Here is a 12,473-nt window from a genome sequence, read left to right as displayed (position 1 = left end):
GAGGAGGCTATTCAATGAGTAATGGGCGAAAGAATGCAGCAGAAAAAGCTTTTCAAGAAAAGTTTGTTGCAAAACTACAACAATACAAATGGAACGCACCAGATTTTCTTAATGGGAATAAACAAAGAGTAACGGTACAAGATCTAGTCAATAATTGGCGCAAGGAACTAAACCGAATGAATGCGGATGTCTTGGAAAGTGTTCCTTTAACAGATAATGAATTTGCACAAGTGATGACAAAAGTATCGCAAATTGAAAACAGTTATGAAGCGGCAAAGTTATTAGCAATGGAACAATCAACTGGGAAAATTGATGGGATTTATCGAGATTCTCATCCAGACGTTACACGCGAACAAATTACATTGACCATCTTTAAAAAGGCACAAGTGCGTGGTGGGGATTCGAGCTATAATATTGCAAGAGAAGTAGAAACACCGAATGGAAATCGTTTTGATATTGTTTTACTCATTAATGGTCTACCACTCATTAATATTGAACAAAAGCGTACAGATAAATCGTTAGAAGAAGCATTTAATCAGTTTAAACGGTATTATGCTGATGGTGAATTTGTGAACAATTTCATGGCGTTTTCACAAATGATGGTGATGACGTCGGAAGTAGCTACACGTTACTTTGCAACACCAAAGTCAATCAAAGCGTTTAATCCAAGCTTTGTTTTTCATTGGGCAGACAAATATAATAAACCGATTAACCATTGGGAAGATGTCATTGGTCATTTCTTAATGATTCCGATGGCACACCAAATGGTTGGCGATTACTTAGTCATTGATGAAGCAAGAGAAGAAGAAAATCGTAAACATATGTTATTACGCTCTTATCAAGTACATGCCTTACAAGCTGTCGAAGGTGCTGCACTAGGGTGGGATAATGAGGATAAAATTCCTCATGGTGGATTTATTTGGCATACAACAGGTTCTGGTAAAACGATTACCAGTTTTAAAACCGCTTTATTTTTATCAACTAGAGCTGGATTTGATAACGTTGTTTTCTTAGTGGATCGGAAGGAACTCGACAGTCGTACGAGTGATAATTTCAAAGCATATGCTCAATACGAGTCAGTAACCGTTGATGACACATCACATACCTATCAGTTGCGTAAACTTTTAACCTCTGCTAGTACAGGTATCGTTGTAACGACAACATTTAAATTAAATAATCTGGTGAAAGATTTAATTGAAGCGAAGGATGAAAGTTTAGCAAGTAAGAAAATTGTCTTTATTATTGATGAAGCTCACCGAACTACAATGGGTGACATGATGGTAACCATTAAAAATTACTTCCGGAAAAATGGTCTGTTCTATGGTTTTACTGGGACACCGTTATTTGACGAGAATAAGATTAAAGGAATGGTCAATGAGAAGAGTGAACTCATCGATACAACGGAAAAGCTATTCGGGCCACTATTACATCAATATACGATAGATGAAGCAATTGCAGATAAAAACGTATTAGGCTTTCATGTTGACTACATAAATACCGGGGAGTTTGAAAGTTACGAAACATTACGCGAAAAAATTGTTGAATATAAGTTAGATGAACAACCTGACACCCCAAAAAGAAAATTGGAACGAGAAGTATATGAACTTTCTGAGTTAGAAGTAGAAAAAGAAGCAAAGAAACGTAAAATCTTATTTTATCAAGATGAGACACATATTCCGAGAGTGGTTGAGGAAATTTTAAACAACTGGGAAGACCAATCACAACATAAGGTTTTCAATGCCATTTTAACGGTTGCATTTAAACATCGAGTAATTGCTTACTATGAAGAGTTTAAAAAGCAATTAGCGGAACGTGATGATATTGCTATTAACGTGGCGATGACATTTAGTTTTGGAACAGATGCTGATAAAGAACCTACCGACCCAGAATTAATTAAAACGATGTTCAAAGATTATGCAGCTTTCACTGGAATTGAATATGCATACGGCGATAAACGACGAGGTGAAGATGCGTATTACGAAGATCTCGTTGAACGAGCAACACGTGGTGGAAGTGGTCGGAATCCGAAAAACATTGACCTTGTAATTGTTGCAGATCAGTTACTAACAGGTTATGATTCTAAGTTTATTAACACGTTATATGTGGATCGTTCACTTGCACTACAAGGATTAATTCAAGCCTATTCACGCACAAACCGAATATATGGAAAAGAAAAGGAATTTGGAACAATTGTCAACTTCCAGTACCCAAGAATAACAGAAGAAACAGTAAATGATGCATTAATTTTATATGGAAGTGGCGGAAAGAGTAGTAAAGCAATTGTAGAGCCCTATCCTGAAGCAGTAGATGAATTTGTAAAATACTCACAAGAAGTGATGGAGATTCTACAAGACCCAACGGCATGGCAAGCCTTAGAAAGAGATGAAGAGGCAAAGGAAATCTTCGTAAAAGCTTTTAAAAAGGCAAATAGGCAGTTAAATACGATTCAGCAATATTATGAATTTGCTTGGGAAGATGAAGCATTCGGTATAACAGAACATGAATGGCTGCGTTATGTTGGTGCCTATCGTAACGTAACGAGAGATGATAACCCAGACGATGATCCAGAAGATTTACCAGTATTACCTTTAGGTGAAGCAAAGCTAGCTGGCACACAAAAAATTGATGCGAATTATATTATTCAATTAATCGGGGATAAAGCCACTTCAACAGATGGAAAACAAACAGTAGATGCAGAAACATTACGGATCATTTATCAACATATTGAAGAATTAAGTAATATGGGTGATTTTGATCAAGCAGAGCTACTAAAGCAATTTGTTGAAGAAGAATTAGAACCTGGGAATGTAGCTAGTGATGTGAACTTTGATGAAGCATATGAAGCATGGAAACGAAACAAATTAAAGAATGAAATTTATACCGTGTCCCAAGAGTGGGGACTTAATGAAATAATTTTTGAAAAATCGGTAGAAGCCTATTCATCAGTCAATCCAAAGGAGATTCCTTACATCGATGAATTAACAAGTAATGTTGATTATGACTCAATTGACAACCCAAAAACTAGTAACCTATTGGAACATAATATGGAGCTTATGAAGGTATTACCAGAGATTGTGCCGAAGATTAAGAGGAAGTATAAGTAGGGAGAGGGATTTTTGTATAGAAATATAGAGGGAAAAGCGACAGGGTGAATTTGCCAATAAACATGTATTAAAAAATGTGGCACAGGACTAGTGTGCTGTCCCCCTTTTTCATTTATTGTATTCGCGACAAAGAATAAATCCAATGCATTTGCATTGGATTTAAATATTGGCACAACCGAGATTTCTAATTAATGAGTCTATGTAGCCCTCACTTAATAGCAAATTTGGGTATACCAATCAGAGCTTAAAGTGCGACTAGTTCTGCAAGCTTGGCTGCGACCTCTGTCATCGGCTCTTCTGCTGTGTTCAAGCCGCTACGTGATCCAAGCAAGGGACTAACCTCACGGAGAGCTTCGTACGTTGTCTCATGCACTATCGGAACGAGTCGCTCACGCGCGAGCAATGCCGAAAGCTCTTTGTCGGCGATACCCTCTGCTGGGAGGCGGCGTAGCAATGCAGGCGTCACCAGCACAATTCCTACTCGTGAGTTCGCCAAACCTTTGTCGATTGTGCGTAGCAACGGGGCACCAAGCCCAACGTCTTTCTCGCTGAACCAGACGGAGACACCACTCGACTCAAGCAGATCGTGTAGCTCCTTGGCGGCCCCCTGTCGGTCGTCCCACGCGTGGCAGAGGAAGACATCCCGAAGATCGGGCTGATCTGCTAATTTTTCGACACTTTTTCGGACTGGTGTTAGTGTACGAACTTCTTCAACCGTGTACAGTATGGATGAACCTGCTCCTGACCAAGTTGGTTTTAAACTACGTGCGGAACCTCTTCCGCTGCTTCGGCTAGCTCCACTTCCAATAGACGAGGTGTAAGATGAGGGCGAGTAGGACCTGTATCCGCCACCACTACTATAGCGGGTATATCGGCCGCTGCACGCTGGACAGTTTGCTGCGGCACTCGCTGAGCGATGACCTCTTACTGGTGCTGTACATCTAACCATTTTTTCTACCTCCTTAATTTAATTAATAGTTCTGACAAATTATACCACTTTTCTCTAAATAAATACAGAATATTTTGTATGTGATTTATTTCTAAATATAGAGTATCAAATTCTTGTATTAGATTAGTTGAAGTTATTAAAGAATCAGTAATTAAAAAGGTTACTATTTTAATAGATAATCTGAGCTAAATAATACTGATGTTTTTTTATTTTTATTTAGAGATGAGAGAGCATAAATAATGGCATTTGAAAGACCACAAACTTATCAATAGATTAATAGATGAATAGAGAAATCTAACTTGTTCTAACGAGATTGAAAAAAAGAGTATCGTAATAAACACCTTAATCCAAATATTGATCTGGACATTGATAATAAGTTTAAAGATTTTATGTCGAGAAGGAAATGCAATGGTTAAAGACAAGCTTTTATAATGGCAGAGGATGCGGAGGGGATTTTGACGAAACAAAAAATTGCAATAAAAGAATATGAAAAGAATCTATATGAAGTTACGGAATCTGGAAAGATTATTTTATTGAAACGCAACAGGCACTAGCAAAGTGTGGAGATGAGTATGATTTTCATAATGTAAAGCTATATTAAGATGGACAATCAAAAAAACATAATGTTTATCAAATCTGGAAGAAAGCTATTACTCAATTAAATGATAGTGAATTTAAGGGAGCGAGAAAGGTAATTTATAAAAAAGATGAGTTACTCGTTAATTTATAGTATACTAAAATACAACATAATTTTTAATATTTGTAGTTACACAAATTATATTAAACTAACGTAAATTATTGAAAAATAAAAACAATACAAAGATTATATTAGAAATAGTATAAAGTATAATATTGGTAAACTATATTTAAGTATATGAACTCTCATTTATAAAATATTGATATTAAAAGGAGGAATATTATAGTAGCCCCATAAAAACTATAGTAATAATTACTAGTTTAACTTCTAAACACTAATAGAATTACTAATAATTGAATATGAAAAGAATTAATTGTCTAAATGTTATTTTACATTATTTTTTTACAACAAGAGTCACTAACACACAAGAGTTAGTGGCTTTTTTATAAGGGGTGGTAATTGAATGACAAAGATTATAACAGAAAAGCAAAGGGAATTATTATTTAGAAGTGAAGGTGCGAAGAGTGATAGATATAAAAACCTTTTCCTATTTTTAAAGAGAAATAATAGTATCACCATGGAAGATGTAGAGGTATATAAAGAACTAAGTGATGTATTGTCTTATATTGATAATTTATTGATTGCATGTCAACGCGAATGGAATATATCAGAAGATAAGCCTTTTAATGACTTGGGTATAAATTATAAGATTTTGGGAAGAAGTTGTGATTTATGTGGCAATAAACCTCTTAGATATGAACATAGAATTGTCAATATTATGAATGGAAATAAACTGGTAATTGGATCAGAATGTGCTAAAGAGTTTGGAGATGAAGTTGTAGGTACACTAGAGTGGGCTAAAAAAGAAAGTGAAAAAGCAGCTAGAAGGCAAGATGTCGAGACTACTATTCCAGGGATACGTAAATTTGTAGATAGTTCAAAAGATTTCATTAGAAATTTACCAATTATCCTACCTACACATCTAAACGAAAAGTGGGAGAATCAGAGAAACATAGTTTCACGATATTATAACGAATTTGTAGAATTAAAGAAAAGGGATATAAAAGACATAAAAAGAGAGTGGATTAAGGTTAATTTTATTAAAAGTGAAATTGACGAACATATTAAGGAAAACATGCATAAACAACATATTGCTAATCGGGACATATTGCTATGGCTAATAAATAATAGGAAAGCTGAAGTTTTAGATATGATAAGAAATGATGGTGGCTTTTTGAGCTGGGGAACATTGCATCGAATATATGAAGAAAACTTAATGGAGGAAACATTAAAAAATTTAAATGATCACTTGTTAAAATTAGGAATTAAATATAAAAGCTTTAATTCAAAGACTAGGAGTGTTACTTTAAAGTTTAATCGAAAAAAGAGAACAATAACAGCTAGTGTCCCATACGATACACTCATATTACATTTTGGTGGTGTACTATTTAATGAAGAAGTCAATGATTTTGATTTTTATAACATACTAAATGAAACAAAGGTTGAAGGCAGGGAGTCTATCTCTAAGATATTATCTTTTGTTTCGAATAATTCTTTAAAATACATCTTGACAGACAAATATTTAGAAGATGATGAAGTTATTTTTTTTAGTGAAAATAACTATTATCTAATAAAAGTTAATACGCTTGTTAATTCTTGTAAGTCTATCTATATTTCTAGAGCGAAAAATAATGATATAGACAATTATATAAATTACTCTAAGAAAAGAATTATGAGTAGAACCCAGTACAGCATTTATAAAGATATTAAAAAAGAGACAAAGAAATTAAAATACTAATAATGCAGATAATAATTACTAAAATAATGATTGATTGATTCTTTCTTAATATAACATATGGCTGGCTGAAACCTTTAAATTTGATAACAATTAAGTTTTTTCAACCCCGACCACGAGTATCTAAGGTATATATAGAAAAGCTTATTAAAAAAATATAAAAACAGGCATTATGACATCGTTCACAATGTTTGTTTTATATGCTATTACTTGTATCTAGTAATAGCATTAGAGCAGGATTTCCCCCATCCATGGAGAATTTACTAAATAACCTCATAAAGACAGGAGGTCCGCCCAATGCAACATGATTTCGATCGGATACATTGCCCACATTGTCGTAAAATGTACCGAATGAGTGATCTAGTTTACTTAGATGAAAACTATACAATTGTGCACCAAAAATGCTACAGTCCATATGTTATTTTCATGGTCATCGACAGAGGTACATACAGAGAAATCCTGGACCGACATGAATCTTTTCATGAGTTAATTCCAAAGAAAGGCACTATCTAACTAATGATAACAGAAAGGTTGTCCTTTCCAACTGCTTTAACAACTCCGATTTTGATACATTTACTATAAACTCAGAACCATCTTTAAACAAAATCACGGATTGTTTTATGTTTGGTTTCTGCTCAACAATACTCTCTACATGATGATAAAATATCCAACAACAATCTAAGTCCTTCACCGCATGTGTTGGAAAGACAAAGATATTACGATGAACACTAATTGGAATGGGAACTTTTCTCTTATATCCAGTAAGATGTGTTACAGCATCTCTTCTACCTTCATACGAGGAAAAGTTCTCTAAACAACCCCTCTTGATAATTTCAAAAGGGGTTTTCTTTATGTATAGCTTTACTTCTGCTTCAATAACAATGGATTGATAGTTTAGTTGATTTGCTGGAATAATAGCCATTGTTCTTTCATTTATTTGATAGTGTTCTAGTATTTTAACCGTCAATAAACCTTCCATTTACCAACAACCTCATTACACTATTTCTTTGTGATATCAATGCCTTTATCCTTAAATTCTTTTTTAACCTTTTCATATGCTTTATTTACATCAAACCCAGCATTATACAATTTGAATATCGTGTCTATTTGAATTTCCTTTTTCCCATTTTCAATATCACCAATATGCTTCGGTCCGAGTCCAGTTATCTCTGAAAATTCCTCCTGCGTCATGTCAATTTCATTCTCTCGGAATCTTTTAAGCTCCCCACCAATTATCTTCTTAAGTATCTCTTTATGTACTTTTTCCATTAGTGCACAACCTTTTTGAACCAATTGTCATAAGAAGGTTAGAAATTCACCACACACGAGCGTGGGAGTTTGTGAGGAATAAGAGAATTACTGAAGATTTTTTATAAAATTCAAATATGCCCTAACTTCAAAAACCGTTCCTAAAATTCAATTTTGAAAGCTAAACTACTCTTCAAAATTCAATTTTCCCTAGGAAAAAATGCTTTTTCTGCACAAATTAGACAAAGTTAGGTCAGATGACAAATATTTCAAATCATTCTATCGTAATGGTGCCGGCAGAATCTGTTTAAAGGAGTGGTAAGAGGAACTAACAAGTTTAGTTTTGAAGAAATTTATAACCAGAATAAAAATCGTATTCATTATCAAATTCATAGATTGAACATTCGGGATCCACATAATGAGTTTTACGTAGAGGGAATTTATGCGCTCTGGAACGCGTATAAGAAGTACGAGCCAGATAAAGGACAGATGGCAACATATTTCAACTACATCATTCGAAATCGATTGATCGATATGTTGCGGAGTAAAACAAGAGAACAGGAAAATGACCAGGCATATATCGAGAGGAAATCGATAGAAAGCCATGATGGTAACCGTTCTTCCACTAGTAATGGGCCACTTCCGACAATGCAAGGAATCGAGGTGGAAGATCCAAAGCTATGGGAGGAGATCAAGAACATCCTCACAGAGAATCAATGGAAGTGGGTCCAGTATTATGTCATCCAAGGCTATTCCCAAAAAGAGATTGCGGAAAAAGAAGAGGTCACGGTGGATGCGGTAAAGGGTTGGGCCAAGCAGGCAAGAAAAAAACTGCGTGAGTCAGGACTATTTGAAGTGTAAAGGGGACAGTCCCCACTAGGTGGACTGCCCCCAATTTTAGATTAATAGAAAGGTAGGAATCGTAATGAATTATATTAAGGAGATTAATGCATTTTATGATCTAGTAGAAAGGGAACCATTATCAGCATCTGCGGTTAGTTTATGGAACACATTATTACATATTAATAATAAAGCAGCATGGGCAGAGGCATTTACTGTTCCAGGTATGATTTTGAAAGTAAAGGCAGGACTGACAGATAGTTCCTTTAAACGTGCCCGTAAGGAATTGGTAGAGCGTGGGTTAATTGAACATGAGTCAAGAGGGAGTAATTTGGCCCCTGTTTATAAGATGAAGCGAATACATTTGGAAACTGGGTTTTGTGGTGGTGGAGCTGGAGTGGAGGTTTCTGATGGAGAGAACACGTGTGAAGCAAGGGTTGAACCTCATGTGAACGATGATGCGAACCACTGCATGAACCACAGTACGGACCTAGGCAAGGACCCTTTAATTAAACAAGAAAATACTAAACAAAATCCTACTACTTTGCAGTACGATGCGAAAAGTGAGATTGATAGAAACGAGTCATCCAGAGTGCTTGCATTTTACGGGGAGAATTTTGGATTACTAACTCCATTTGTAGCTGAGGATATCATGAATTGGGTAGATGATCTTGGTGAAGAACTAGTACTGGAAGGAATGAAACGTGCGATTGAACGAGCTAAGTATAACTTTGGTTATGTGAAAGGGATTTTGAATTCTTGGGTGAAACAAGGGATTACTTCTGTGGAAGTTTTGCGAGAAAGAGAGAGGAAGGAAGGCATGGTTAGTGGACGTGCAGAGCAGAAGAAATTTGCTAGAAGTGATGAGGTGGTGCCGGATTGGTTTTGGGAGAGGAAGAAGAGTAGTGTAAAGGTTGATGTTGTGGATGATGAGGATGAGAAGGATGCTGGGGAGATGTTGAGGGAGTATTTGGAGAAGGGGGTTGTTTAGTGGGGTTTTGCTTCATATATGGTAGATAATTCTAGATTAGGATTGGGAGAATGTATGTATTAAAAGGGGCTGTGACTATAAGCTTTATCCATTCAGTTAAGGAGATTAAAACCCATCGTAAAGAAGCACTAGTGGGACGGTAGAGGAAATATGTCCCCGCATTTTCTTCTGGACTGTGGGGCAAGAACCTGTCCCATAGTCCCAGACAGCCTTACCAATAAGAAAAACAGGAATACCTAATCCTTTTTGGAACTAATATAATTAGCTTATGGTATGATAAATCAGTGGAGTAGGAAAGATTGTTTATGCAATCATACTTTTTTCTATGGATGTGTATTAGCGGGTATTAACACGTAAGAATTTTATAAAAGTAGGAGTGTTTAGATTGAGTAAAAGCACATTCTCCAACACAGCAATGGAAACATTACAATGGTTTGTGTTTTTATTAGCAGGCATCGTAGCGTTACCAATTGTTATTGGTGTCATTTTTGAAATGAATTTTGAAGAAATAGCAGGGTTAATGCAGCGTTCATTTTTTGCTGTAGGGATTGCTTCTCTTTTACAAGGATTGTTTGGTCACAGGCTTCCAATTGTAGAAGGGCCTGCTGGACTTTGGGTAAGTGTCTTTGCCGTGATGGCCTTTACAGGTATGCAAAATGGAATGTCGCTAACCGGAACATTACAGAACCTTATGGCTATCTTAATCGTTACTGGAATCTTTTTATTTTTATTTGGTGTGTTTAAAATTGCTCAAAAGTTATTACCTATATTCACACCATTAGTAACCGGTATATTCTTCTTACTCTTAACTGTCCAATTAAGTGGTACATTTTTGAAAGGAATGCTTGGAATTGAAGGGGATTCGAGTACGATACAGGTTATGGAAGCTACCATCGCATTTTTAACATTTGTTTTAATCCTTGGTTTATCGTTGCTTCGATGGCGATGGTTAAAAAACTATGCGATATTAATTGGTATTGTCATTGGTTGGATAATCTATATCTTAGTTGTTGGTGTACAAGTTCCTTCTGTACATATCGGCTTATTTTCCGTTCCTGAAATGTTCGCTTTCGGCAAGCCGACATTTGATCTTAGCGTCATTCCCATTTCGTTTATTTTAGCAATTATTATTATTTCCAATCTCGTTGCTTCTATTGTTGCCATGAATCAGACATTGGAATTGAACCATAATGATAGTGGTAGACAATTGAATCAAGGAACGGTATTAACAGGCATCAATCATGGGCTATCGGGTGTATTTTCAGTAATAGGTAATGTTCCTTTAGCAGCTAGTTCTGGGTTTGTTACGTTAACGAATCAAAAACGAAAAGCACCATTCCTTTATGCTTCGATTTTATTAATTATCGTTTCGTTTTTCCCGCCAATTATTTCATTTATTTCTAGCATTCCTTCGCCGATTGCTAATGCAGCAATAATGGCATCCTTTATCCAACTCGTTGGATTAGGTATTAGAAATTTAGCATCGGAACATTTAGATAATAGAAAAATAACCATTATTGGGGTTGCTTATTTAGTCGGGATGGGGACGATGTTTTTACCGTCACAAGTATTTCAAGCTCTTCCATCCATGATGCAACCAATCATGAGTAACGGCCTTTTAGTCGGTACCATGCTTGCCATTTTAATCGAACAATTATGGAAAAATAAATGAATCGAGCAATTGAAAAGAGCTGATACCAATATACATAATAGGAAAGAAGTAATCGATGGGACGGTTTTGGCGCTTCAAAATGAAGCATCAGAACCGTCCCTATGTTTCCTAGTTTAATCAATAATCGTAATTATCGGAGGCTTTTCCAAGAAATGAAAGAAATTCTGGAAATCTGCTTCGTTTTCTCTTGCTTCAGGACTCTCGAATGCTTCTTTTAGTTTCTCTAAATTTTCGAATTCGATAATCGTGATAAGATACAAGTTTAAGTCGGTATTCTGTGAATCAACGACACGTTCGACCGAGCTATTGATTATATTCGGTAATTTTTTGCCAAGTGGTACATGAACATTAAAATAATGCTCATCAAACTTTTCCTTATCCTTCGGTTGCTCATACATAATCACCATTTTTGCCATGCCATCACTCCTTCATTAAATTTTGTTTAATAGTTCAATATATTTTTTTCCAGTAAGTTTATTCCATTTCATACTTATTAATTTCTTATTGAAGAACAAGGGGCGGTTCTGGCGCTTCTTTTTGAAGCATTAGAATCGTCCTTATGTTATTATTACTACATTACATATAAGAGGAGAATTCTGATGCAATACTTTAACGAAAAATGTCCTCATTGTAACGCTTCCCTACAAGGTGATCCAATTCCAGAAGATGAACAGAAACACTACCGTGCAACTCATTTCACACGAAAAATAGGGATGTATGATTTGGAGAAGGATCGAACGATGAAATGGAAATGTCCTGATTGTAATTGGGAATGGGATAGAGAGTGAATCATAGGACGATTCTTGTCCAAATTAATTAGGAATTCTAATCGTATATACAGAAAGGATGCATATGCATGGCTGATATTAAATTTGAAATTACGGAAGAAATTGTTGTGTTATCCGAATCACCCAAAGGTTGGACGAAAGAACTTAATCTAGTTAGTTGGAATGGTCGGGAACCAAAGTATGACATTCGAGATTGGGCACCGAACCATGAGAAGATGGGTAAAGGAGTTACCCTCTCGAATGAAGAGATGGATAAGTTAATGAAAGCAATAGCGGAAAGAAGCTGAATCGGCGAAGGTTCTTACACTTCATTCGGGAGCACAAGAAGAACGAAATCGCTTTGCGATGGCTCAAAACCTAAAAACCCAAACCCATAATAATGTAATGAAGATTCATAAATAATACACAAAAAAAGAAAAAGTATGCTCTATTTTATGGTATTGTTTTAT

Annotated in this window: 12 protein-coding genes; 8 read left to right on the top strand and 4 right to left on the bottom strand. The window is 35.6% G+C overall.

Features of this window, described 5'->3' with window-relative positions:
* The first annotated feature begins 14 nt into the window (after positions 1-14).
* Positions 15-3,104 carry a type I restriction endonuclease subunit R, EcoR124 family gene (locus IEV35_RS18945; protein WP_188386226.1) on the top strand — a complete coding sequence of 1,030 codons (3,090 nt, stop codon included), beginning with the start codon at positions 15-17 and terminating at the stop codon, positions 3,102-3,104.
* A 244-nt stretch (positions 3,105-3,348) separates the two neighbouring features.
* Here the strand turns inward: IEV35_RS18945 and IEV35_RS18940 are convergent, their stop codons facing one another.
* Positions 3,349-4,053, bottom strand: coding sequence for a toll/interleukin-1 receptor domain-containing protein (locus tag IEV35_RS18940; RefSeq protein WP_188386225.1), 705 nt, complete (start codon positions 4,051-4,053; stop codon positions 3,349-3,351).
* A gap of 1,100 nt (positions 4,054-5,153) precedes the next feature.
* On the opposite strand from IEV35_RS18940, the gene IEV35_RS18935 reads away from it, so the two are divergent.
* Positions 5,154-6,488, top strand: coding sequence for a hypothetical protein (locus IEV35_RS18935; RefSeq protein WP_188386224.1), 1,335 nt, complete (start codon positions 5,154-5,156; stop codon positions 6,486-6,488).
* Between the two features lie 294 nt (positions 6,489-6,782).
* Positions 6,783-6,998, top strand: coding sequence for a hypothetical protein (locus tag IEV35_RS18930; protein WP_188386223.1), 216 nt, complete (start codon positions 6,783-6,785; stop codon positions 6,996-6,998).
* Here the strand turns inward: IEV35_RS18930 and IEV35_RS18925 are convergent.
* Complete coding sequence (locus IEV35_RS18925) at positions 6,991-7,464, bottom strand: competence protein ComK (RefSeq protein ID WP_188386222.1); 474 nt, start codon at positions 7,462-7,464, stop codon at positions 6,991-6,993. The genes IEV35_RS18930 and IEV35_RS18925 overlap by 8 nt on opposite strands.
* A gap of 20 nt (positions 7,465-7,484) precedes the next feature.
* Positions 7,485-7,754 (bottom strand): helix-turn-helix domain-containing protein, encoded by a 270-nt coding sequence (locus IEV35_RS18920; protein ID WP_188386221.1) that lies wholly within the window; start codon positions 7,752-7,754, stop codon positions 7,485-7,487.
* 294 nt (positions 7,755-8,048) lie between these two features.
* Here IEV35_RS18920 and IEV35_RS18915 point away from each other — a divergent pair, with 294 nt between their 5' ends.
* From IEV35_RS18915 to IEV35_RS18905, 3 genes are all read left to right on the top strand, one after another.
* Positions 8,049-8,594, top strand: a complete 546-nt coding sequence (locus tag IEV35_RS18915; RefSeq protein ID WP_188386220.1) for an RNA polymerase sigma factor — start codon at positions 8,049-8,051, stop codon at positions 8,592-8,594.
* Between the two features lie 64 nt (positions 8,595-8,658).
* Positions 8,659-9,564, top strand: coding sequence for a DnaD domain-containing protein (locus tag IEV35_RS18910; protein WP_188386219.1), 906 nt, complete (start codon positions 8,659-8,661; stop codon positions 9,562-9,564).
* A gap of 385 nt (positions 9,565-9,949) precedes the next feature.
* On the top strand, positions 9,950-11,236 hold the full coding sequence (locus tag IEV35_RS18905) for a purine/pyrimidine permease (protein WP_229740817.1): 1,287 nt from the start codon (positions 9,950-9,952) through the stop codon (positions 11,234-11,236).
* Positions 11,237-11,349: 113 nt separating this feature from the next.
* Here IEV35_RS18905 and IEV35_RS18900 read toward each other — a convergent pair whose 3' ends face one another.
* The gene (locus IEV35_RS18900; protein WP_188386218.1) at positions 11,350-11,652 is read right to left on the bottom strand and encodes an EthD family reductase; all 303 of its coding nucleotides are present in this window, start codon (positions 11,650-11,652) and stop codon (positions 11,350-11,352) included.
* Between the two features lie 183 nt (positions 11,653-11,835).
* On the opposite strand from IEV35_RS18900, the gene IEV35_RS18895 reads away from it, so the two are divergent.
* Entirely contained in the window at positions 11,836-12,024 is a 189-nt protein-coding gene (locus tag IEV35_RS18895) for a hypothetical protein (protein WP_188386217.1), read from the top strand.
* 68 nt (positions 12,025-12,092) lie between these two features.
* A complete protein-coding gene (locus IEV35_RS18890; protein WP_188386216.1) occupies positions 12,093-12,311 on the top strand; it encodes a YdbC family protein in 219 nt (72 codons plus the stop codon).
* Positions 12,312-12,473: the final 162 nt, after the last annotated feature.

It is taken from the genome of Ornithinibacillus halotolerans, assembly GCF_014637405.1.
GTDB lineage: Bacteria > Bacillota > Bacilli > Bacillales > Amphibacillaceae > Ornithinibacillus > Ornithinibacillus halotolerans.
Note: the sequence above shows the minus strand (reverse complement) of the source record. Positions and strands in the feature narration are given on the sequence as shown.